20 protein-coding genes are annotated in these 23832 nt (G+C 69.5%); 14 read left to right on the forward strand and 6 right to left on the reverse strand.

Annotated features, from left to right (window positions below; translation table 11 throughout):
• Positions 1–58: 58 nt before the first annotated feature.
• Positions 59–1564, reverse strand: a complete 1506-nt coding sequence (locus tag OG965_RS37255; protein WP_371656499.1) for a fibronectin type III domain-containing protein — start codon at positions 1562–1564, stop codon at positions 59–61.
• A gap of 301 nt (positions 1565–1865) precedes the next feature.
• On the opposite strand from OG965_RS37255, the gene OG965_RS37260 reads away from it, so the two are divergent.
• A complete protein-coding gene (locus tag OG965_RS37260; protein WP_371656500.1) occupies positions 1866–4157 on the forward strand; it encodes a hypothetical protein in 2292 nt (763 codons plus the stop codon).
• Between the two features lie 95 nt (positions 4158–4252).
• On the opposite strand, the gene OG965_RS37265 is transcribed toward OG965_RS37260, so the two are convergent.
• Entirely contained in the window at positions 4253–5485 is a 1233-nt protein-coding gene (locus OG965_RS37265) for a phospholipase D-like domain-containing protein (RefSeq protein ID WP_371656501.1), read from the reverse strand.
• 283 nt (positions 5486–5768) lie between these two features.
• Here OG965_RS37265 and OG965_RS37270 point away from each other — a divergent pair, with 283 nt between their 5' ends.
• From OG965_RS37270 to OG965_RS37305, 8 genes are all read left to right on the forward strand, one after another.
• A complete protein-coding gene (locus OG965_RS37270) occupies positions 5769–7133 on the forward strand; it encodes a (2,3-dihydroxybenzoyl)adenylate synthase (RefSeq protein WP_371656502.1) in 1365 nt (454 codons plus the stop codon).
• Positions 7134–7258: 125 nt separating this feature from the next.
• Entirely contained in the window at positions 7259–7606 is a 348-nt protein-coding gene (locus OG965_RS37275; RefSeq protein ID WP_371656503.1) for a DoxX family protein, read from the forward strand.
• Positions 7607–7808: 202 nt separating this feature from the next.
• Complete coding sequence (locus OG965_RS37280) at positions 7809–8357, forward strand: GNAT family N-acetyltransferase (RefSeq protein ID WP_371656504.1); 549 nt, start codon at positions 7809–7811, stop codon at positions 8355–8357.
• Between the two features lie 198 nt (positions 8358–8555).
• Positions 8556–10754, forward strand: coding sequence for a trehalase family glycosidase (locus tag OG965_RS37285; protein ID WP_371656505.1), 2199 nt, complete (start codon positions 8556–8558; stop codon positions 10752–10754).
• A gap of 113 nt (positions 10755–10867) precedes the next feature.
• Entirely contained in the window at positions 10868–12151 is a 1284-nt protein-coding gene (locus tag OG965_RS37290) for an NAD(P)/FAD-dependent oxidoreductase (RefSeq protein WP_371656506.1), read from the forward strand.
• A gap of 241 nt (positions 12152–12392) precedes the next feature.
• Positions 12393–12851, forward strand: a complete 459-nt coding sequence (locus OG965_RS37295) for a hypothetical protein (RefSeq protein WP_371656507.1) — start codon at positions 12393–12395, stop codon at positions 12849–12851.
• Between the two features lie 9 nt (positions 12852–12860).
• Positions 12861–14690, forward strand: a complete 1830-nt coding sequence (locus OG965_RS37300) for an alpha/beta hydrolase (protein ID WP_371656508.1) — start codon at positions 12861–12863, stop codon at positions 14688–14690.
• A 198-nt stretch (positions 14691–14888) separates the two neighbouring features.
• Positions 14889–15425, forward strand: a complete 537-nt coding sequence (locus OG965_RS37305; protein WP_371656509.1) for a hypothetical protein — start codon at positions 14889–14891, stop codon at positions 15423–15425.
• Positions 15426–15459: 34 nt separating this feature from the next.
• Here OG965_RS37305 and OG965_RS37310 read toward each other — a convergent pair whose 3' ends face one another.
• Entirely contained in the window at positions 15460–15963 is a 504-nt protein-coding gene (locus tag OG965_RS37310) for a hypothetical protein (protein WP_371656510.1), read from the reverse strand.
• Between the two features lie 297 nt (positions 15964–16260).
• Between OG965_RS37310 and OG965_RS37315 the strand changes: the two genes are divergently transcribed.
• Positions 16261–16647 (forward strand): hypothetical protein, encoded by a 387-nt coding sequence (locus OG965_RS37315; RefSeq protein WP_371656511.1) that lies wholly within the window; start codon positions 16261–16263, stop codon positions 16645–16647.
• A gap of 67 nt (positions 16648–16714) precedes the next feature.
• Here OG965_RS37315 and fabV read toward each other — a convergent pair whose 3' ends face one another.
• Together fabV and OG965_RS37325 are read right to left on the reverse strand one after the other, a co-directional pair.
• Positions 16715–17923, reverse strand: coding sequence for an enoyl-[acyl-carrier-protein] reductase FabV (fabV, locus tag OG965_RS37320; RefSeq protein ID WP_371656512.1), 1209 nt, complete (start codon positions 17921–17923; stop codon positions 16715–16717).
• 229 nt (positions 17924–18152) lie between these two features.
• On the reverse strand, positions 18153–19151 hold the full coding sequence (locus tag OG965_RS37325; RefSeq protein WP_371656513.1) for a hypothetical protein: 999 nt from the start codon (positions 19149–19151) through the stop codon (positions 18153–18155).
• A 326-nt stretch (positions 19152–19477) separates the two neighbouring features.
• Between OG965_RS37325 and OG965_RS37330 the strand changes: the two genes are divergently transcribed.
• The 3 genes from OG965_RS37330 to OG965_RS37340 all read left to right on the forward strand — a co-directional run bounded on the left by OG965_RS37330 (position 19478) and on the right by OG965_RS37340 (position 22390).
• Complete coding sequence (locus OG965_RS37330) at positions 19478–20395, forward strand: endo-beta-N-acetylglucosaminidase H (RefSeq protein WP_371656514.1); 918 nt, start codon at positions 19478–19480, stop codon at positions 20393–20395.
• Between the two features lie 158 nt (positions 20396–20553).
• Positions 20554–20964 carry a hypothetical protein gene (locus tag OG965_RS37335; protein ID WP_371656515.1) on the forward strand — a complete coding sequence of 137 codons (411 nt, stop codon included), beginning with the start codon at positions 20554–20556 and terminating at the stop codon, positions 20962–20964.
• A 205-nt stretch (positions 20965–21169) separates the two neighbouring features.
• Positions 21170–22390, forward strand: a complete 1221-nt coding sequence (locus OG965_RS37340; RefSeq protein ID WP_371656516.1) for a GNAT family N-acetyltransferase — start codon at positions 21170–21172, stop codon at positions 22388–22390.
• 72 nt (positions 22391–22462) lie between these two features.
• Here OG965_RS37340 and OG965_RS37345 read toward each other — a convergent pair whose 3' ends face one another.
• Positions 22463–23362: an NAD-dependent protein deacetylase gene (locus tag OG965_RS37345; RefSeq protein WP_371656517.1), complete on the reverse strand. Its 900-nt coding sequence runs from the start codon at positions 23360–23362 to the stop codon at positions 22463–22465.
• Between the two features lie 286 nt (positions 23363–23648).
• Between OG965_RS37345 and OG965_RS37350 the strand changes: the two genes are divergently transcribed.
• Entirely contained in the window at positions 23649–23810 is a 162-nt protein-coding gene (locus tag OG965_RS37350) for an SflA family class IV lanthipeptide (protein ID WP_371656518.1), read from the forward strand.
• Positions 23811–23832: the final 22 nt, after the last annotated feature.

Raw genomic sequence — 23832 nt, forward strand, 5'->3', positions numbered from 1 at the left:
CCCTCACATCTTCACCCTCTGGCTGCGGCACAGGGATAAACCCTCGCGGGTGGCCGTATCAGCAGTGCGGTACGACCTCCCAGGAGCCGGGCGAGCGCAGATGCAGGTTGCTGACGGCGGTGGAGGTGTGGGGGCCCATGTACTGCCCGGTACCGATCGCGTAGCTCTTGTCGCCGATGAAGTAGGACCGCCCGGCCAGATTGTGGGAGACGTTGTCCGTGGTCCAGCAGTTCGGCAGCGGTGTTGTCGCTGTCGTGGTGGTCGCCGTCAGAGGGGCTGAACGGAGGCCTACGACCCCGGAGTTGTCGACGGCGGCGACGGTGTAGGCGTAGGAGGTGCCGGACGCCAGGCCGCTGTCGGAGTAGGCCGTGCTGCTGAGCGGGGTGGTGTTGGCTGTGCTGCCGTCGCGGTAGATGTTGTACGAGGCCGCGCCCGCGACCGGGTTCCAGGTCAGCGATATCGAGTTCGCGGTGGTGCCGGTGACGGTCAGGCCGGTCGGGGCGGGGAGCGCCGGTGTGGTGGGGGCGTCGGCGATCGCGTGCACCATGTTCGTGATCGCGGTGAGCTGTCGGCCGCCCTTCTCGGCGTAGTGGGTGTCACCGCCATACCCCCACCAGTTCCAGCAGCCGCGGGGGTTGTCGCTCGCGGTGGTGGCCTGGGGGTACAGGACGACCATGTTGTTCGTGTCGGCGTACTCGTTCAGGTAGGCCTGAGCCATGAACTTGTCTCCGATCAGCCCGTAGTACTGGTAGCAACCGTGCAGGGCCACCATCAGCCTGCATGACGCCCCCGCCTCGCACGATTGCGGGATGTAGGAGAAACCCTCGTTTCCCATGCTGATCGCGGACGCGCTTCCGCCGGGCACGTACGCGTTCTGGTCGAACTGGACAAGTCTTCCGGTCAGCGGGCCTGAGACGGCGGGCCTCACGCTGCCGAACAGGTGGGTGAGCATGTCCTTTTCGGGGTCGCCGCCACAGTTGTTGAGGTAGGGCGCTGCCGTTGAGGTGCAGGACACTTCGCCGAGCGGGCTGACCCAGGCGTGTCCGGCGTTCGATGCCGTGTCGTAGGTGACGTTGGCCCCGAAGTCGCGGTAATAGGCGGCGAGATCGTCGTTCACGGTGCGGTCCACGGTCCGGTCGGAACTTCCGTGGTAGAGCCAGACGGAGTCGCCGGAAAGGTTGGCGACGGCGTCGACGCTGCCGGACGCCGCCCGGTCGCGGGTCTCCTGCTCCAACTGTGCGGGGGTCTTGCGGGGCATGAAGGTGTCCATGCACGCGTACAAGGCGGTGGTGAGGTTGGCCTGCGCGCACTCGTACGGGCCCGCGGAGAAGATCCCGACTCCCTTGAAGACTTCAGAGTGCGCGACATGCAGTTGGTTGGCCAGGAACCCACCGGACGAAACCCCGGACACATAGACGGAGTCGATGTCGAGGGGCTGCAACAGTCCCTTGGCGGGGGTGGGGGCAGCAGCCCCGGCATCAGTAACCGGGCTTATGGACAGGGCGATTGCCGCCGACACTGCCACGAGCAGATTTCTGATGTTGATGCTCTTCAGGTAATGCATGTGCGGCTCCAAGCGCCGGTGGGTTCGACAATTTTGGGAGCGCTCGCCCGGCGTTGCAGCGTGGGGGCGCGACATACTCCACGGGCCTCACGTGGTGCAGGTCGCCATTGCCGACGTACCGGCGCGGCTTCAGGGGGCTGGGCGAGGCGCCGCGATCCACACTTGCGAGATGTTGAAAGCTCGCCAATCGGCGACGACTTGATCATATTCTTTCCTGGGCCTGCAAGATCATCTGGCCTGCACGCGTCCGGTGTCCGGCACCATCCATGCCGCCACCGGCCGTCAACGAGGGGGTAGACCAATGTTCGTCCCGAGAAAGTGCCCGAGATACGGCAGACGCGGCGCGGCTCTCGCCTTAGGGGTTCTCGCGCTGACCTCAAGCGTGGTCCTGGCCGCGCCGGTGACCGCTCAGGCGGCCGACTCCGCCGGGGTCCTCATACCGACGCCCGACGCCTACGCGGACCTCGCCAGCACGTTGCTCTCCACCAGCAACAACGGGGTGCTGCACCAGGAGGAGGGCTCCGCGAGCTATCTGTGGACCACTACGTACAACCGTCAGACCGTCCCGGTGACGGCGCTTGACGGCGTGCCCCGGGAAGCCATCTTCACGCAACACGACGAGTACGACCGGGCCGCGTACGCCACCACGGTGGATGACACCACCACCATCACGCTGGTCAACGTCGAGAAGAACACGAAGACGGACCTGACTCTGCCGCAGGGATACACCCATCCGCGGGTCTCCGGGGGCTTCGTCCTCGCCACCCGGGCGACAGGGGACGGCGGATACGACCTGCGGGTGCTGCGTCCCAGCGGCGCCAGCGCGCCGTACGACATTGCGGTACGGCTGCCGGCGGGGGCCACCGCGGAGGCCGAGCCGGTGCTGTTCGGCGGTGAGTCCACCTCGCTCGTCATCCGTTACCGCATCGGCTCGACCTACGGCTACGGCATCCTCAACGGCATCTCCGGCGCTGTCAGCGCGCTGCCGGTCACGGGCGAGGCGAGCAGCTTCCGCATCACCCGCGACGTGGTCACCTGGTTCACCCGGCAGGGCGGGCAGGGGGTGCGGGTGCTGTCGCGCGAGCGGCCCGGCGGCACGCCCAAGGTCGTCGAGCTGGCGCTGAAGTCCGCCGACAGTGAGGTCACCGCGTACGTCGTGGGCCGGAACGTACTGTGGACGGAGGGGCGCAAGGGTGCCCTGAACCTGACGCCGATCGACGGCGCGGAGACCTCCCGGGTGCTGCTCACGGAGTTCGAACAGGGCCTGGAACGGTCCGACAGCATGCTCACCGCTCTCGGCCGGACCGCGGACGGCACCCGCGCCATCCATCTGTTCACCGTGGACGGCAGCGGACTCGTCTTCGATCTGCCGCTGCGCGTACTGAAGCCGGTCAAGAAGGCGGACGGCTCGGTGCGGGCGCTCGGCCTGGACCGGGGAACCGTTCGGTTCGCCGACGCGCTGCCGGACTCGGTGCGGCTGTACGGCAAGGACATCGGCACCGCCCTCGACCCGGTCGCCGCGACGGATCTGCCCGTATTCGACACCGCCGCGCCGGGACGGTTCGCCGACGGCGGTGACGAGGGCCTGGCCCGGCTGGTCACCGATCCGGACACCGGCAAGGACGTCCTGGTGACCGGAGACGACCCCGCCAAGTCCGGGGACCGTCTGCCGCTGCCCGCCGCGGGCGGCCGTATCGTGGACGTCTCGCCCGAGTTCCTGCTCTACCGGGCGCCCGGCGCCGACGGCAAGAACTACGTAGTCGACACCGCCCGAGACAAGATCGTCCAGGAACAGCCCGCGCAGGCGGCGTCCCTGGACCACTCCACGCTCTGGACCGCGCAGCCGAACAGCTCCGGCACGCTGATCGCCACCGATCTGCGGACCGGCGAGCAGCGCGGCGCCATCGCGCTCCAGGCGGGCTGCGTCCCCGACGAGCTGCAGTCCAACGGCAGGCTCATCTACTGGAGTTGCACCGGCCAGGACCGGGCGGGGGTGTACGACGCGGCCGCCGACGTCGCGTACCCCGCGCCGGCCCATGACGTACTGCTCGGCGACGGCTTCCTCGCCCAGCGCGTGCCGGGCGGCGACACCGTCCGCCTCACCGGGCTGAACGACGACGGCACCACCGCTGACCTGGGCGCCGTCAGCGGCGTCAAGGACGCTGAGACGGCCGACAGCCGTGGAGTGACCTGGACGGTCGACCGGCACGCGGGCAAGATCGCCTTCGTCGACAGGGACGACACCGTCCATGTCACCGCGGTGCAGCGCGCCGTCTCGGCGCTGACGGTCGCCGACAGCTCCGTCCCGGCGGCCTTCCGGCCCGGCGACGGCGCTGTCTGGCAGGCCCGGTGGTGGCTGTCCAAGCCCGCCGCCTCCTGGAAGCTGACCCTGCGCAGCCGTGACACCGGCGCCGTCGTGCGTACCTGGACCGGCGCTGCGACGCGCGGCACCGTACCGGTGTCCTGGAACGGTGCCGTCGCGGACGCCACCGCTGTCGCCGGTGGCTACACCTGGTCCCTGACGGCCACCCCCGCTGATGGCCAGGGCCCGGCCCTTCGGGTGTCCGGGGCGCTGGACATCGCCGGTTCGTAACGTCCGAGGGAATGGGGCGGGGGCAACGCCCCGCCCCATTCCCTTGTGCCCCGCCATGCGTCCCTCGGGCGCTGCGGAAAGCCGCAGAGCCGCCGCTACTCGCTCTTGCAGGCGGTGACGTTGTCGCTGGTGCCGGGTACGGCCGCGGCCCGTGCGGCCTGGAAGTTGGCCTCGAACGCGCTGTAGACGGAGGGCGTGGTGATACGCAGCATCGCCTCGTCGTTGTTGCGCAGCGCCGGACCACTCCAGTTGTGGCTGCCGGTCCACATCAGCTTCTGGACGCTGCCCGCGTACATGCCGTCCACCAGCACGTTCTTGGAGTGCACGATGCGGTTCGGGGTGGTGCTGTCGGCGTCGTCATCGTGCTGGTAGCAGCGGTTGGTGATGCCGGAGACCCCGTGGAGGGCGTTCCACGTACCCGTGTCGGTCTCGCTGTAGACGAGGTCGATCAGACACCCCGCCCCGGCGAGTGCGCGCAGCTTGTCGGCAACGTCCTGACGGCTGATCTTCAACATGGCCGCGTGGACGGTCGTACGGTGCGAGCCGGCGGTGTCGGTCCAGCGGCAGGTGATGTTGTCCAGCGCGTTCACGACGGTGTCGGTGGTGGCGTCGGTGCCCGCGCGCGGGAAGAAGTAGTACTTATAGTCACCGGCGTTGCCGTACGTGTACGACCAAGCGGTGCGGTTCTGCGCGGGCAGCTTGTCGAAGTAGGAGAGGTAGCCGCTGTACAGCTCGGTGTTGCCCGCGACGGTGATCGAACTGTTCCAGTAGCGCGTGTAGTTGGACGGCGTCAGGTTCGAGGTGAGCTGCATGACGACGTTCTTCTGCGCGCCGCCGCCGACACTGTCGGCCAACAGGAACTTGTTGTGGTTGATGCCGGTTCCCGCCGGCCCCAGACAGGAGCTGCCCGTGGCGCAGAGCTTCACGTACGAGCTCTGCGACGTGTCCGTACCGAGAGCCGCCCGCAAGATGTCGTACGCCTGCGGGAAGTCACGGGTGCTCGCGTCCAGGACCACCTTGACGCTGAGGCCGCGGTCCGCCTTCGCGGCGACCAGTTCGTTCGCGACGGTCTCGTCCCACAGGTGGTACATGGCCAGCCGCAGCGAGGTTCCGCTGTCGGCGTTGGCGACGACGGACCGGACCTGGCTACGGATCGCCTGCTGTGCCGCGCTGTCCCCGGTCGGATCGTTGAACACCGGGCCCGTGGTCACCGTGGCGGCGCTCGCGGTGCCCACGGGCCCGACGAGCATCCCGGTGAGGACCCCCGTGGCGACGGCGAACGCACCGACCGCGGTGCGCAGTCGGCCGGGTATAAGGATGAGCTTCATGTCTCCCCCTGTCGGATCCAAAAATCTCGCGCATCCTAGCCGCGCGCGGCGATCACTGGGCAGGGGCCGCACGTGCGAGGAGACGGCGACGCACTACGTCACCGCCGACTGTCCTGACTGCCCCCCAGGTCGCCGCGGTGATCTCCAGGCCGTCGTTGGTCGACCACACCGCTGCCCAGGCAGTTCCTCAGGCGATCCTCTACTGCCCGAGGCGGCGCGTATCCGGGACACTGGCGGCCGTGATCGAAACCGTACCGAGTGACACCGGGAAGGAGTCTCAACGATGCTGGACAGCTGTACCCCGCTCCTGTCCGAGACCGTCGGCCGCTACTACGACCATGGTTACTACCAGGGCGCCGCCCTGCCCCAACTCCTCGCCGAGCACGCCCGCACCTACGGCACTCGTACGGCCCTCGTCCACGGCGAACGCCGACTCACCTACCGCGAACTGAACCGACGTGTGGACCGGGTGGCTGCCGGGCTCGCGCTTCGGGGCATCCGCTCCGGCGACCGGGTCATCGTCCAGCTCCCGAATGTGCCCGAGTTCGTCATCACCGTCTACGCCCTCATGCGTGCCGGCGCCCTCCCGGTGTTCGCGTCCATCTCCCACCGCGCCGACGAGATCGGACACCTCGCCCGTATCGCCGAAGCCGCTGCATACATCGGCCCCAGCGTCCACCACGGCTTCGACCACGCCGCGATGGCGGCGGAGATCAGCGACGACCATCCGCGTCTGCGCCGCGCCTTCACCCTCGACAGCCCCGATGGTGCCCAAGGCGGCTTCGCCACCGCCCCCAGCGGATGTCTGTTCTTCCCCCTGCGCTCCGTGGACGCTCCGAGGGGACCGGACCGCACGTACAACCCCAACGACGTCGCGTTCTTCCTGCTGTCGAGCGGGAACACGGCCCCACCCCAGCTCGTCCCGCGCACCCACAACGACTACGCGTATCAGAGCCGGGCCGCAGCCGAACTGATCGGCCTCGGCCCCGAAGACGTCTACCTCGCGGCCCTCTCGGCGGAGTCCAACTTCACTTTCGGCTGTCCCGGCATCGTCGGCACCCTCGCCGTCGGCGGGACCGTCGTGCTGATCGACGAACCCGGCCCCGCCGACGCCTTCCACGCGATCGAGACCGAGAAGGTCACCGTCACCTCCCTCGTCCCCGCTGTCGCGCAACTGTGGCTGGACACCCGCCTCAACGGCCAGTACGACCTCGCCGGCCTGCGCCTCATCCAGATCGGCGGCGCACGTCTCCACCCCGAACTCGCGGCCCGCATCCCATCGGCCTTCGACTGCCGCCTCCAACAGGTCTTCGAGATGGCTGAGGGGCTGCTCTGCCTCACCCGCCTCACCGACACCGACGCCGTCATCCATCACACGCAGGGGCGCCCCCTCTCGCCCGGGGACGAGATCCGCATCACCGACGCAGACGGCACCGACGTGCCGGCGGGAACTCCCGGGCAGCTCTGGACGCGCGGCCCCTGCACCCTGCGCGGCTACTACAAAGCCCCCGACCAGAACACCGGCTCCTTCACCGCCGACGGCTTCTGCAAGACCGGCGTCGTCGCCCGCCTCACCGAAGACGGCAACCTCGTCGTCGGAGGGGCGGTACCGACACTGACTGAGGCTTCCCGGGCCGACCATCTTTGAGATTTCTGTGCCGACGGTGTCACACATGGGGGTTGCCGCGGTTCAGCGAGGTGTGGGGGTCGCGCAGCGATGCGGGGCCCATCGCTCCAGATCGTCCGCTGAATCAACGCCCATAGGAGTATCCGATGTCCCTGGCATACATCATCGTCGCCGTTCTCACCGCGGCCTGGATCGGCTTCTCCGGATTCTCCCTGCTGCGCCGGGCTGACTTCGTGACGCAGCCGCTGATCGAGTACGGCGTCCCGCGTGCCTGGTGGACCCTGCTGGGGGCGGCCAAGGCGGCCGGCGCGGTAGGCCTGCTTGTCGGCCTGGCGGTCCCCGCGATCGGCATCGCGGCCGGGCTCGCCCTCGTTCTGTACTTCCTGGGCGCGGTCGTCACCGTCCTGCGGGCACGCTCCTACAAGACCGTCGCCTTCCCCGTCCTGTACCTCGCGCCAGTCGTGGCCACCCTGACCCTCGGCTACGCGGCCTGACCCGCGACAGCGGGCCGAACCCATCGTGCAGGGCACGAACAAGCGCACCGACGGAGCCTGTGCGACGCGGGCTGCCTGCGGCGTCGAGACCGCAGACAGCCCGCACTTTTCCTCATGTCACGGCCCGACTGGGACGATCACCAGGTCCGCCGAGGCCGAAAAGCGGTGGACAGCCCTTCGGCGCTGGGCGAGCATCGCCGCGATGAATAACGAACCTCTCTCCATCCCCAAACGCGTCCGCTTCGTCGAGCTCAGTGCAAAGGCGCTGCGGGCGCTTGCCGACGGAGACCTCGCCGCCGGGAGCGCCGAGGCTGGAGTCGCCCTTGACGAACACTTCGTCGGCGACCGGGCCCGCGGGATCTTCGGCTATCGCGCTGACCAGCTCGTCAAGGACCCGTCTGTCGCGCCCTGGATGGCACGCGCCGCGGTGTCCGAGCCGGACGGGGCCGTCGTCGGCGACGCCGGGTTCCACGGGCCGCCGGACGAGGCCGGCATGGTCGAGGTCGGCTACACCGTCGTGCCCGGGTATCGCCGCCAGGGCTACGCCCGCGCCATGCTGAGGGCGCTGCTCGTCAGGGCCGCGGCCGAACCCGGTGTCAGGACCGTGCGAGCCACCATCAGATCCGACAACAACGCCTCCCTGGCCACGATCGCGGGCTTCGGTTTCACGCGAGTCGGCGAGCAGGGGAACGAGCGCGACGGGTTCGAGATCGTATTCGAGGTCCCGGCAGACGCGATTCAGGCCGAGTAGCTCTACGGCCTCGGCGGACATGGCGGTGGCCCCGGTCGGGCCGTGACAGCTCGGGCGGGAGTTCGTCGCTGGTGGGGGAGAGTTCCAGCCGGAAAGGGCGAATCGCGTGATGCGCGGGCGACGCGCGTTCCATGCTGCCGAACACCCTCTTCGGATCTCGGATCACGGACTCGGACCTCGGAAGATTGGAATCCGCCGATGCGCCCCCACCCCCGTGCCCTGTCCACCCTCACCCTTGCCCTCGCCGTGGCCACCGCCTGTGTCCAGCCCACGGCTGCCGCCCCGCCCCGGCACACGGCATTATCCGGCCACGGCCAGGGCGACGACTACGACGACGTACTCGATCTCAGGGGCACCCCAGCGGCGGCGCTTCCCGGAGGCGAGACGGACACCAACCCGGTCAACGTCTTCGCGGACCAAGGGGCTTGGCATGCCTACGCCCTGCCGGCGGCGGACGCCCCGCGCGGATACGGCGGATTCACCGGCCCTCTCTACATCGCGCAGGAGTACCCCTGGTGGCTGAGCACCTCGTTCAGCCGCATCCGGCTGAGCGAGGACGGCCGCACGCTGGATCTCGCCGGCGGCGGCACGCCGCGCTTCACCTCGCGCCCCGGGGCCCTGGTCCAGGCGTATGACCTCGGCGGCGGTCTCCGGCTCACCCTTGAGCTCCGGTACGCCACGCACCGCACCGCCCTGGTACGCGCAGCGGTACGCAACACCGGCCCAGCCCCGCGCACCCTCGGCGCCGACTGGACCGGGAGCCTGCTGCGGCCCGCCCAGGCGCCCATGAGGCAGGCGCCCTCGCTGGCCGTCGCGCCCGGGGGTGTCGCCGTCGACTTCGCCAAGGTGCGCGCGGCGGACGACTTCCTCACCGACGGCACCGAACGGTTCGAGGTCCGCCACAAGGACCCGGTGCGCACGACCCTCACGGGAGAGGGGGACTCCTACCGTACGGAACTGGCCGCGTCCTTCACCCTCGGGCCCGGCGCGGAACGCTCCCTGGACTGGACCGAGAGCTACACGTTCACGCAGCCCGAGCGCACCGCGGAAGCGGGTGAGGTCCAGCGGGTGCTCGCCGATCCGGCGCGGACGGTCCGTACCGTCGACGCCCGTTGGCGACGGTACGTCGAGGGCGCCACCGCCGGGGTGGCGCCCGGTCGGCGGCTCGCCGTCAAGGCGGTCGAGACGCTGGTGACCAACTGGCGCAGCCCCGCCGGACGCCTCCTGCACGACGGGATCACGCCGTCTCTCTCGTACAAGTGGTTCGCGGGCGGTCTCTGGGCCTGGGACACCTGGAAGCAGGCGGTCGGCACGGCACGCTTCGACACGAGACTCGCCGAGGCGCAGATCCGCTCGGTGCTCGACCATCAGATACGTCCCGACTCCGCGACCCGGCCGCAGGACGCCGGGATGATCCCGGACGTCGTGTTCTACAACGACCCGCAGCGGGGCGGGACCAACTGGAACGAGCGGAACAGCAAGCCGCCGCTCGGCGCGTGGTCGGTGTGGCAGGTCTACCGGCGGAGCGGGGACAAGGCCTTCCTGCGGGAGGTGTACCCGAAGCTGGTGGCGTACGAGCGGTGGTGGTACCGCGACCGCGACCACGACCACAACGGGCTCGCGGAGTACGGCGCGACCGTGGATGTGGCCAATGGCACGGCCGGGCAGCAGCGGCTGGCCGCCGCCTGGGAGAGCGGTATGGACAACGCGCCCCGGTTCGACGCCGCGTCGGGTACCTCCGTCGTGCCCAACCAGGACGGCTACGGGCGGGTGACCGGCTACTCGCTGACCCAGGAGTCCGTGGACCTCAACTCCTATCTCGCCGGCGACCAGGAGCATCTGGGTCGGATCGCCGCGGAGTTGGGCAAGCGCGCGGACGCCGAAGGCTGGCGTGCCAAGGCGGCCGCCACCGCCAGCGCCGTACGGGAGAGGATGTACGACCCGGCGGCCGACTGGTTCCACGACACCGCGCTCGGCACGGGCACCCGGCTGGTGGACCGGGGGAGGGGCATCGAGGGCGCGATCCCGCTGTGGACCGGCGTCGCGACTCGGTCGCAGGCCGCCGCCGTACGCGAACGGCTTCTGGATCCAGCGGAGTTCGGCACCGCGATGCCCCTGCCGACGGTCTCCAAGAGCTCACCGTACTTCGCCTCGCGGCAGTACTGGCGCGGCCCCGTCTGGCTCGACCAGGCGTACTTCGCCATCGCCGGGATGCGCCGGTACGGGTTCGACCGCGATGCTGACGCGCTGACCGCGAGGCTGATCGACAGCGCGGCGGGCCTGACCGGGAACGCGCCGATCATGGAGAACTACGACCCGTTGACCGGAGACCCGCTCAACTCACCCAACTTCAGCTGGTCTGCGGCGCTGCTGCTGCCGCTGGTCACGGAGCGATAGCAGGGGCAGCACTCGATCCACAACTCTTGACAACCGTTCATGCACCTGACGCAGTGGGGGCACTGCACCACTCCACGAACGGCACCACACACTCCGAACGGAGCGATCAGCGCATGATCAAGCCTGAGAGCGCGGGATACGACTACGACGTCGTCATCAGCGGAGCCAGTCTCGCCGGCAGTGCCGCGGCGATCCTGCTCGCTCGACGCGGAGTCCGCGTCGCACTGCTGGAACGCCGCTCGGACCCCGACGCGTACAAGGTGCTCTGCACCCACTCCCTCACGGCCAACGCCTACCCGGTGCTGGACGAACTCGGCCTCATCCCCGCTCTTGAGAAGGCGGGAGCCGTCCGCAACCACGCCCGCTGGTACACCCGCTGGGGATGGATCGAGCCGAGGGCCGCGCCGGCGGGTCCCGAGCTGCCGTACGCGTACAACATTCGGCGCAGCACCCTCGATCCGTTGATCAGGTCCCATGCGGCGGAGACCCCTGGCGTCGATCTGCTCCTCGGTCATCACGTGACCGGGCTGGTCCGGGAAGCCGGGCGAACCGTGGGGGTGCGCGCGTCCACTCCACAGGGCGAGCGTGAGATCCGGGCCCGCCTGGTGGTCGGCGCCGATGGCAAGGACTCGGCGGTGGCGAAGTTCGCCGGGGTGCCCGCTCGGCAGTACGAGAACGCGCGGTTCGGCTATCTCGCGCACTTCCGCGATCTGCCGCTGCGCGACGGGATCAGTCACGCCTGGTTCCTCGAACCCGACATGGCGTACGCGTTTCCCAACGACGACGGGGTGACGGTCGTCGCGGTGCTCCCGGACAAGAAACGGCTGCCCGCGTTCCGGGAGGACCTGGAAGGCAGCTTCTCCGCATTCGTCCGCGCCCTGCCCGAGGCACCGCCCTTCGACTCCGCCGAGCGCATCACGAAGATCACCGGCACTGTCAACTACCCGCTGCACAGCCGCAAGCCGACCGCACCGGGCGTCGCGCTCATCGGCGACGCCGCCCTGACCGGCGATCCCCTGTGGGGAGTGGGATGCGGGTGGGCTCTGCAGTCCGCGCAATGGCTGGCGGAGGCGGTCGCCTCGGCCGCAACCGGTCGGGGCGACCTCGACAGGTCGCTCGTGGCGTACGAACGCAGACACCGGCGCCAGCTGCGCGGTCACCAGTACCTGGCCGTCGACTTCGCCAAGGCCCGTCCGTTCAATCCCCTGGAGCGGCTGATGTATTCGGCGGCAGCGCGCGATGAATCGGTGGCGCGGCACATGCATCTGTTTGCGTCCCGCCTCATCGGTCCGCTGCGCTTCCTGAACCCCGTGGCGCTGGCCAAGGCTTCAGCCGTCAACATCAAGCATCGCGGCGCGGCGGTGCCACCCGCGCCCCTGTCACAGACAGGGTCGTGACCACGGGAGACCAGGCTTCCTGGAGGCCCATCAAGCCAATTTCCGTACCACAGAGCGTCATTCGTCTCCATGGCACCACAGGGTCCGAGCTGCCCGGACGGCGCGGAGGGCCTCCGTCCGGGGCGATCGATTTGAGCCGGGCCGGTCTCAAGCGGTGTGCCAGGGTGGGCCACGCCGCGGCCGGCACAGCGGGACCACACACCCCGGGGCACGTCCGGGGCCACGGGGGAGGAGACCACGCATGGCGTGGGGCGAGTGGGAACAGCTGAAGCAGGACGCCGCCCAGCGGCACGGGTCGCAGACGCGGCTCAACCATTACCCGTCCGATGACGGGCCCGCTCCGGCGACGAGCAGCGTCACCGGGGGCCTGCAATCCACGCAGCAGGTGTGGAACAAGGCGGGTGAGGGCGTCGGAGGGCTGAAGGAAGGGGTGGGCAAGGCCCTCACCCAGCTGGCCGACGGGCAGCAGGGCGCCGACGCCGCGGGGTGCCTGACCGCGGGGGCCCAGAAGGACGTGTACGACTCCTGGTCCCGGTACCTCAGGAGCGTCGACGAGCGCTGCGGCAGTGTCAAGGAGGCGCTGGAGAGAGCCGGGCACGACCTCCTCCTGACCGACGACGCCGTCAGGGACGCGTTCGGTGCCATCGACAGCCGGTACGCCGACACGCCCGCTGTCGGTGGCCAGGGCCCGGGGCGGTGACGGGCTGCCGTGGATCTCGCGACGCTCAAGGCGCTGAAGCCGTCCGAATTCGCGCAGGCGGCTGACGGCTACCGCGCGAGCAGCAACATGGCCGCCGCGGCCAAGGACCACATCGACAACGTCGTCGCAGCCGGCATACGCGGTTCCCTCAGCGGGGTGGCCCGGGATGCCGCGCTCGCGGAGCTGAAGCAGCTGTCGGCCAACTTCCACTACACGCAGATCGAGTGCGGGCTGGTGAGCGCCGCGCTCAACGGGTTCGTCCACGACATGGACGCGGCCCGCGGCAAGCTCCTGTCCGCGCTCGGCGACGCGGAGACGTTCAGATTCACGGTCGGCGCCGACGGCAGCGTCACCTACCCGGCCGGACAGGCGCGCAACAGCGTCGAGTTGCCGCCCCCCGGCGGCACGGTCGCCGCGGGCGCGGCGCCCCAGGCCTCCGGTGCCCAGTCCGCCGTCGCCCGCATGGGCCCCGACCCCAACCCCCACCGGGCCGAGGCGATCGCCCTCGCGGACCGTATCGCCGCCGCGCTCAAGGAGGCGACGGAAGCGGACGCCAAGTGGGAGCCGAGGATACGGGCGCTGAAGGCCGACGACGACCTCACCGTCTCCACGCACGACCTCGCCGACGCCCAGTCGGACATGGGAGGCGTACGGGAGGCCGGCCGGCGCTACCTGGACTCCATCGGCGGGCCGCCGAAGGACGCCACCCCCGTGCAGAACGCCGACTGGTGGAAGAGGCTCACCCCCCAGGAACAGGAGGCGTACCTCTCCCTCAGACCCGACTTCGTGGGCAAGCTCGACGGTCTGCCCGCCGAGGTCAGGGACGAGGCCAACCGGACGGTGTTCGACGAGAAGCGGGCCGAGTACCGGATCAGGCTGGACGCGATCCCGAGACCGCCCGCCAACGAGTGGACCTTTGTGATGACCCGCGCCGGGGCCGCCAAGATCCATACTGACGAATGGTCGAACTGGGACCGGAAGTACGGCGACGACTACCGCCACCTCACCGCCTCCCTCAAGGGCATGGAATCCATCCAGAACCGCTTCGACATCACCGGCACCGGAGGGCTGCCCGAGGCGTACCTGCTCGGCTTCAGCCCCGACGGGCGCGGCCGCGCCATCGTCGCCACCGGAAACCCGGACACGGCGCAGCACCAGGCGGTGTACGTGCCGGGCACGGGCTCCGACCTCGCCAACATCGCGGGCAAGATCCACGAGATGAACGACCTTTGGCGCCAGACCCACCAGGCGTCCCCGGGCGCCTCGGTGTCGACCATCACCTGGCTGGGCTACGACGCTCCCCATGACCCCGTCAAGGACGCTCCCTTCGGGCACTACGCCTACGACGGCGCCCCGGCCTACCGCCGGTTCATGGACGGCCTCGACGCCTCCCACAACGGTCCCGGGGAACCGCACCGGACGGCCATAGGTCACTCGTACGGCAGCACCCTCATCGGGGCCGCGGCGCAGAAGGGCGATCTCAACGCCGACGACGTGATCTTCGCCGGAAGCCCGGGGGTCAAGGTCGGTTCGGCCGGGCAGATGGACGTACCGAAGGGGCATGTGTGGAACGAGGAAGCCGACGGTGACAAGGTGCCCGACGTCGGCCGTTTTGGTCTCGGTGGCAGCCAGTGGAAAATCGGCGGCGGAACCTTCATCATCCCCAGCGACGACGTCTTCGGGGCGAACCAGATGAACACCCGCGCCGAGAACATCGGCCCCGAGCATTTCAAGAGTTCGCAAGGGCACAGCCATTACTGGACCCCGGGCACGACCGCGCTGAAGAACCAGGCGCTGGTGGTGGTGGGCCAGTACGGAAACGTCACTGCTCCCCGGTAGCGCGGCGCCCGCACCGCACCCAGCCTCCAGTTGAAGCACCCTCCCCGGCGGATGGAGATCCTTGAGGGTGCCGGTGCGCGCTGGATCCGACCCCGGCTCAGGCAGGCTCTTCCCGGGATTGCCGGATCCTCGTGTCCTCGGTCCTCTACCGTACGGATACGCCGCCCTGCCCATAGCGGCCGCCTGAGGAGGAATCCGTTGTTGTCGCCTTATGGTCCCCAGCACGCTCCCGCCGGCGATGTGGGCGCGGCTCTGATGATCATCGACTCCAGGCTCAAGCAGATCTATAGCGGCAAGACCGGGACCGACGCCGAACAAGAGGCGCTGATCGACCAGTTCATCGCGTCACTGGGCTCGCAGGGAGCCGATGACTTACTGGACGGCGCCTGCACGCTCATCTACATGTTCATGACGTGGCTGCGGAAGGCCCACGAGGAGCACGGCAAGGACGTCATCGAGTACGTGGTGCCCAACCTGGTGGCCGCGATGCGGATGATGCCCAAGAGTGTCCGCCCCGAAGCCATCCCCACCATGGCCGGCCTGGTCATCGCCGCGGGCACCGGCCTGAGCCCCAGCCTGTGGCGCAATCAGTATGGAGACTGGACTGAGCAGGAGATGACTGCTCTGGAAGTCACCGCTTTTCTGCTCGCGGAGCACATCAACCGCATCACCGAGGACCGTGACTTCGCCACCCGCCTGATCACCGAAGCGCTCTCCCGCTCCGACGGAGAATGACGTGTCCTACCGGGTCCACCTGGCCGAGCCGCGGTCAGCCGGAGCCCGTGTACACGAAGAGCTGCGGGGACCAGGACGTGCAGTTACGCCCCTGGCCCTCGTCGATCGACTGGGCGCACGCACGGACCTTGAAGTTCCAGCTGCCGATTTCGGGGTTGTTCCAGGTCACGACGCGGTTCTCTCCCATGCGCCCTTGCCAGGTGCCCCATTCGCGCCCTGTCGGATGGGTGTACGACACCTCGTAGTAGGCCCACCGGGGGCTGGAATTGCCGCCGTAGTACAGCTTGAGGGTGCGGGAGCAGCCGTCGTACCGGCCGCCGATGTAGGGGGAGTACGTGTACTTGTACTTCGTAGGGGTGCCGCCGACGCTGGTATCACGGGCGGCCGGCGGATAACCGTCACGGACGCCGCACTGTCGCCCCGGAGCCGCGGCCGATGTCTGCGCCGTGGCTGCGCCGGGCGCCGCAGCCAGGCCGGCGGCGATCATCACTGCCGTGCAGAAGACGGCCGACGTGCGCCGCCGGTTGTGGACGATCATGGTCGCTCCCTTCGCCACGGGAAGGTCTCGCGCGTGACGACGGTGTGACGGACACTCCGTGCCACGCCGACCTCTCCGGTACCACGGAGGCCAGGGCGGTTGCGGTGGTCCCTCAATATCAAGAATACCGAGAAGAGCTGGACGTCACGACCCGGTGCTGCGCACGGAAAGGCGACGACTCGACGGCTGCCGGCCGAGACCTGCCGTGCCAGACTCACCCACTACAGCTCCAATGCCCACCCCACTGACGACTTCACGGAGGATTCAATGGCCCTGGCCGCGAAAAAGTGTGTCTCCATGGGACTGGCAGCCGCAGCCCTGACCCTGCTGCCCGCAGGCCACGCGAACGCGGCCTCCGCCCCACCGAGCAAGTACGCGGTCTCCTACGGGCAGACCTACAGCAAGGGGACTCTGACCTGGTACAACAGGTCCGTCCAGCTCACCGGGGAGCAGAAGTCGGTCAGCGCGTCGAGCTGCCGCAAGACCTACATCGCGGCGTACCGTTCCGACGGCGGCCCCAAGTACACCCGGCTGAGCGAACGCACCACCAAGCCGGTGTGCGGCAAGTCGATCGACATCTCCGTAAACGTTCCCGCGGACACGGTCGGCGGGGCCGACTACGTGTACATCTGCCTCGAAGACACCCGCAATTCCTTGAAGTGCGAGACCTTCGACCGGCCGTAACCGGACGTCCGGAGCCGAAGGTGATCTCCAGCGCGAGCCGGCCGGTCTCCGGCGTTCGTGGCGTGGGTCAGATGGTGGGAGTGGGCCAGGGGACGTCGGTTTCGACGGCGGCGGTGTAGTCGACGCCGGGGACGGAGAAGCCGTAGAGGCGCCGGACTTCGTCGCTGAACCAGGCGAGGTCGGCGAGTTCGGTGATGGTGTCGCTGGTGGCGGTGGACCAGCGTTCGGCGACGGCGTTCTGCACGGCGGGGTCGAGTTCCCAGGTGTCGAGGCGGACCCGGCCCTCGTCGTCGAGATCGAGGGGGCTGGCGCCGGTCAACTGGTCCCACAGCTCCACGAGTTGACCGATCGGGGCCACCATGGCCTCGCCGAGGACGCCGCGCAGCAGCCCGACGTACAGGGCGATGCCGGGGATGGCGGTGGAGGACTGGGTGACGGCAGCGGCGTTGACCGAGGTCACGGCCCGGCCGCCCAGGGTCTTGCCGAGGCGCTCGTCCAACGTGCGTGCGGTGGCTTCGAGATGGGCCTTTGCGACGCCGATGGTGCCCTGTCGGTAGATCGCCGCAGTGAGTGGCGAACCGATGTAGGACAGGGCGGCGGTGGTGAAGCCGTCGGCGAGCAGGGACCGGTCGGCCAGGAAGGTGATCCACCGTTCCCAGTCGGTGCCACCCATCACCGCCACGGTCTGCTCGATGTCGTCGCCCTCGGCCGCCTCGGTGGTGACCTCCTTGACCTCCGGGGCGCCGGACTCGTCGAAGACGAGGGTCTTGGTGGTGTACGGCGAGCCGACCGGCTTGAGGACCGAGGCGTACACGCTGCCGGTGTCCGGGTCGGTGCGGCGAGGCGCGGCCACCGAGTAGATCAGGAAGTCGAGTCGTCCACCGAATCGCTCGGTCAGGAGGTCGGCGACCTGCTCCTTCATCGCGTCGCTGAACGCATCGCCGTTGAGGAAGATCATGTCCCGCCCGTGCTGTTGGGCGAGCCGGGCGGTGGCGGCGGTGCGATACCAGCCGGCCGTGCCGGTGCGGCGCGCGGGCGCCTTCTCGAAGCACACGCCGATGCCGCGGATACCGACACGGGCCAGGCCCGCGATCGTAGCGGCCAGGCCGTATCCGGCGGACGAGCCGATGACCAGAGCCACCGGTCCTTCGCCCTCGACGGTGACCGGGGTGGGGACGGCTTCCCACATCTCGTCCACCAGCTGTCGGCAACCGCCAGGATGGGAGTCGAGGAAAAGGAAGCCCCGGCTCTTGGGCGCAATGACGCGTTCGCTCACGGTGTGGTGTCCCAGGTGTCGTCACGGACATGGACGGGGTGGCCGCCTCGGCCACCCCGTCCCGTAAGTCTGCGGCCGCGCGGATGAACCCGGTGATCATGACCGGCACAACGATGTCCAGCCGGGCTTGGAGGGTTCCCACTAGCACAAGATCGCCGACGAGCCCGACTCGCCCGGGCCGGCCCGCCGTTCGCCGGACCCGGGCAGCCACCGGCCGCTGACTGGGACGTTACGGGCGCCAGTCGGCCTCCAGGTCATGGGAGTCGGTCTTGGTGAGTTGGGTCAGTGCGGTGCCGTCGGCCCGTACCAGGTAGAGGTGTTCGGGGTCCGCGTCGTCGGCACCGCCTCTGGTGAAGACCAGGCGGCTGCCGTCCGGGGACCACGAAGGGTTCTTGTCGTTGAAGCGGTCCTTGGTGATGCGGTGGAGTCCGGTGCCGTCGGGGCGGACGAAGTAGAGGTGGGCGAATCCGGAGGAGTCCACGCGGCTGAAGGCGATCCGGTTGCCGTGCGACCAGTCGGGCGTCCAGTCGTAGGAGCCGGGCGCGGTGAGCGCCGTCTGGGTCAGGGTGGACAGCCGGATCCGCATCACCCTGCTGTGTCCGCCCGCGTCCGCGCGGTTGAACGCCAGGTACTTGCCGTCCGGGGACCACGTCGGATGGAGGTCGTCCGCCACGGTGTGGGTGAGTCGGGTGGCGGGAGTGCCGTCGATGTCGGCCACATAGATCTCGCGCTGGGTGCCGACCGGCTTGGCGTAGGCGATCAGCTTGCCGTCCGGGGACCATGCCGGGTCGGAGGCGCCCTTGGTGCCGGGGACGGGCTTCAGGTCGCCGCCCGTGGTCTTCATCGTCCAGATGCCGTCGATGGCGCCACCGGATCCATAGCGGACGAAGGCCACCCGCTTGCCGTCCGGCGACCAACTGGGCATCACATCGCTGACGGCGCCGGTGTGGGTGAGTTTGACGGGCGTGCCGCCGCTGGGGGAGAGCGCGTAGAGGTCCTCCGTGGGTGCTGCCGTGGTGTAGCGGGCGAAGACAATCGGGTGGCCCCCCGCCGCCCCCGCGTCTGCCGCGGCGCCGAGGGTCAGTGGTGCGGCCATGGCGATGGCCGTGGCGGTCACCGCCGCCCGGCGCCGCGTGGTGCCGTCCGCGCAGGTCCTGCCGATCTTCCGAGCCCTTGCGGCGGTTCTGCCGTTGCCGGTGCGGTGTTGTTGGCGTGTCAAGGTGTCCACCCCGATCCCTCCCTGCGGCCGGCTACCGGCCGCTGCGGCCCGTAAACATCCCACCGATGGGGCGCGGGGGGAAGCAACAGCACCTGGCCATACGGGCCCTGTGACGTGGTCCGTACACCGCTGTCACACGCGATGTACGTGCGAACGCGCGGCATCGCGTGCCCGGGGCACCCTATCCAGGCCGCCCTGCGGTATGGCAGGCTCCGGTCCGGCCGGAGCGGGCGGCCCGTACGGCATCAGCCGACCGCTTCCGCGCGGCAGGCGTGGAGCGCGCCTGCCGCTGGTGGAGAAACCGCACGAGCGATGCGACGGGAGGCTGATCGGCAATGCGCACATCACGCCGGAGCACAGCACGGACGACGGCACTCGCACTCCTGGCCACCGCGGCACTCGCGGTCGGCGCGACGGCGACCACCCCTGCGGCGGGGGCACCCGCGGCGAAGAAGCAGGGGCCGACCTCGGTGGCCTACATCGAGGTGAACAGCAACAGCATGCTCAACGTCGGCAAGTACAGCCTGGCCAACGGCGGCGGCAACGTCTTCGACATCGCCGTGGTGTTCGCCGCCAACATCAACTACGACACCGCCAAGAAGTCGGCGTACCTGTACTTCAACCCCAATGTGCAGCGCGTCCTCGACAACGCGGCGACTCAGATCCGCCCGCTGCAGGCGAAGGGCATCAAGGTCATGCTGTCGGTGCTCGGCAACCACCAGGGCGCCGGGTTCGCGAACCTGCCTTCCAAGGCGGCTGCTTCGGCATTCGCCAAGCAGCTGTCCGACGCCGTGAGCACGTACGGCCTCGACGGCATCGACTTCGACGACGAGTACGCCGAGTACGGCAGGAACGGCACCGGCCAGCCCAATGACAGCTCGTTCGTCCATCTGGTCTCCGCGCTGCGCGAGAACATGCCGAACAAGCTGATCTCGCTCTACAACATCGGCCCGTCGGCGACGAGACTGTCCTACGGCGGCGTGAACATCTCGTCGAAGTTCAACTACGCCTGGAACCCGTACTACGGCACCTGGGGTGTGCCCGGAATCGCCCTGCCGAAGGCGAACCTGTCACCGGCGGCCATCGACTTCGCATCTACGTCCTCGACCACCGCGGCGAGCCTGGCCAGGCGGACCGTCAGCGAGGGCTACGGCGTCTACCTGACGTACAACCTGGACGGCTCCGACCGGCACACCTATGTCTCCGGCTTCACCCGGCAGCTGTACGGAAGCGACGCCGTGTACACCCCCTGAGGCGCGGGGGCGGCCACCATTGGCGGCTGTTGCAGGACGGTGACAAAGGCGGGGCAACGCATACGGGGCGAGGGGCATCTCTCCAGGTAAGAAGCGAGCAAATGGCACCAACTCACTGAAGCGTGAGATCTGGGGCTTTTCGACTGAGAGGGATATTCATGGCCATCACCAAGCGGCACTCCCTGCGTATCGCTGCCGTGGGCGTCGTCAGCGCGGCGTCCGTCGTTCTCGCGGGAACCGTGGCCTCGGCCGCCACCCCGGCGGCCGCCGCCTCCGGCGCGCAGGCGACCGCCGCCAAGGCCGGCATCACCGCCAAGCCGTCGGTGACCTCGGTGAAGGCATGGCAGCTGTTCCGGGTCACCGGCACCGCTACCGGTCTGAAGGCGGGCAGCAAGATGGTCCTCCAGCAGAAGCAGGGCGCCAAGTGGGTCAGCCTGCCCGCCGTGACCCCGCTCAGCTCCAAGGGCACCTACTCGCTGGGCGTCAAGCTGGGCCTGAAGGGCAAGAACGACCTGCGCATCGTGAGCGGGAGCACCGCCTCGCCGGTGTTCAACGTGACCGTTCGCTGACCTCCCGTCCCGCGCGGGCCCGCACGTGGCCCGCGCGCACGGACCAACAGCCCGTGGCCCACTCCGGCCACGGGCTGTCCGCGTTCCGTACGACGTCCGCCCGCGGGAGGGCCGTAATTCGCTTGACCTGGCCACGGGGCAACGCTGCACTGTGGCGGGACATCACGAGGGGTGGTGCCGGTACGGCAGGAAGGCAGCGGCAGCAATGGAGATCCGTTCCACGACCGACCAGGACCTGGATGTCTTCGTCGACACCCTCCATGCCGCGTTCGGGCGCTTCCCACAAACCCCGGCCGAGGGCGGCGGGGTGTGGTGGTCGGCGCTCGAAATGGACCGCGGTCTGCTCGCGATGACGGCGGACGGGCGTCCCGTGGGGACGGCCGGTGCGTACTCCTTCGAGCTCACCCTGCCCGGCGAGATCCTCGTCCCGACCTCCGGGGTGACTGCCGTCGGTGTCCTGCCCTCGCACCGACGCCAGGGCGTGCTCAGCGCGATGATGCGGCATCAGCTCACCGAGCTGCGGTCCCGGGGGGAGTTCCTCTCCGTACTGCTGGCCTCCGAGGCGCTGATCTACCGCAGGTTCGGGTACGGACCGGCGACCTATACGCAGCGGCTGACGGTTCCGCGCCACCGGGCCGCCCTCGTCCTCCCTCGGGCGCGCGGAACGGCCGACGTCCCGGCGAGCGGCTCGGTCGAGGTGCTGCGGCGTGCCGACTGTGGCGAGATCCTGGAAGAGGTCTACGACCGGTACCGCCGCGCACAGCCCGGCGCGCTGTCCCGGCCGCACAGCTGGTGGGCCCTGGGCGCGGGGCGGCCCCCGATCTCTCCGGCGCCGCGCTACGTCGCCGTCCACCGTGACGCCGACGGCGTTCCGGACGGGTACGCCAGCTATTTGATCGGCGAGCCCGATACGTTGACGGTCGACGAGATCATCGCCGCGGACGACGCCGTCTTCACGGCCCTGGCCCGGTTCGTACTCGGACATGACCTGGTCACCCAGGTCGTGTTCAAGCACGTCCCGCCCGAGCACCCGGTGCGCTGGCAGTTGGCGGACTTCCGTGCGGGCCAGGTGAGCGACGACACCGACTGGCTCTGGGTGCGGCTGTTGGACGTCCCGCGTGCGCTGACCGCGCGCGGCTGGTTCATGGACGGCGAGCTCGTCCTCGACGTCGACGACCCGTTCCTCGGCGAACACGGCCGCTACCTGCTGACCGTCCGGGACAGCAAGGCCGAGTGCGTCCCGACGGACCGGGAGCCCGACCTGTCCCTGGACGTGAGCGACCTGGGCTCGATCTACCTCGGCGGCACCGCCCCGAGCACGCTCGTGCGCGCCGGACACATCCGCGCCCACCGCCCGGGCGCGGCCACCCTCGCCGACGCCCTCTTCCGCGCCGAGCGTTCCCCGCACTGCCTGCACTGGTTCTGACCACGCGCGCGCCGACCCCGCACAGGCCTTGTTGGCCGGTGCCACGGGGGCTTCAGCGGTGCTTGCCCTCGGTCAGGGCGTCGCCGGGTCGTCCACGGGGATGCCCAGGTGTTCGGCGACGGCGGTGAGGGTCGTTCCCAGGGGGAGAGCGACCCGGGTGGCGGCGTGCTGGTCGCCCCGGGTGGGGTCCCGGTTGACGATCACCACCGGGGTCCCGGCGCGGGCGGCCTGGCGTACGAAGCGCAGCCCGGACATCACGGTCAGCGAAGAGCCCAGGACCAGCAGCGACGTCGCCCCGTCCACCAGCGTGCGGCAGTGCGCGACTCGCTGGGGAGGAACGGTTTCACCGAAGAACACCACGTCCGGCTTGAGGACGCCGCCGCAGACGGTGCAGGGCACCACGTGGAAGTCCCCGACTTGTTCGTCGGTGAGGTCGGCGTCGCCGTCGGGGTTGATCGCGGCGGCCACCGGAGCGAAGCCCGCGTTGGCCTCCTCCAGTCGCCGGGCGAGCTCGCGGCGCGGGCTGATGTCGCCGCAGGAGAGGCAGACGACCCGGTCCAGGCTTCCGTGGAGTTCCACCACGCCGTCGCTGCCCGCGGCCTGGTGCAGTCTGTCGACGTTCTGGGTGATCACGCCGCTGAGCAGGCCGTGCCGCCCGAACGCGGCCACGGCTCGGTGTCCGGCGTTGGGCCGGGCGCGGCCGAAGGTGCGCCAGCCGAGGTGACTGCGAGCCCAGTACCGGCGGCGGGCCTGGGTGCCGGCGGTGAAGTCCTGGTAGGTCATCGGCGTGTGCCGGCTGAGGCTTCCGCCCTCGCCCCGGTAGTCGGGGATGCCCGACTCCGTGGAGAGGCCGGCTCCGCTGAGCACCAGCACACCGCCGCTGCTCAAAGCGTCGGCGACCGGTCCCAGATCCGTGGTGCCGGGCGGCAGGCTCGCGTCGGGGGTCCAGCTGAGCGTGGGGCGCATGCGCATACGGCCAGCGTACGAAACGGGCGGGGCGTCGGCACAGGGCCGTTCTGTACGGGCGGCCGGAGGCGGAGCGTCCGTAGACCCGTCAGCGGCCATGCATGCGCGCAGACCAGGTGCGTCCTCCCCGCTGCGGGCGGCTCGTTCTGCCTCTGGCGATCCCGCCGCCCGGGGTATGCGGATGAGACCTCAGGTCCTCCCTCTTGCCGGTTCGTTCGGCGTCGGTGAAACTGGCATGCGCTTGACAACCTCTCCACCGAACCTTCCCCTTCTGCACACAGAAAGGACCGCCATGAGCCCTCTGGCACTGCAGATCCGCGACGCCGGCCCACTCGACGTGGCCGTGGAAGAAGAAGAGATCCCGTTCGAGGAACAGACAGACCCCAGCCGTGGCCTCCAGGCGTGCCTGGCAGACCCCTGGGTGACGGCGACGACCCGCTTCGCCTGCGACTAGGCGAGGACCGCGAGTGGCGGCC

Origin of the sequence: Streptomyces sp. NBC_00224 (assembly GCF_041435195.1) — a bacterium.
In the GTDB taxonomy this organism is placed as follows: Bacteria; Actinomycetota; Actinomycetes; order Streptomycetales; family Streptomycetaceae; genus Streptomyces.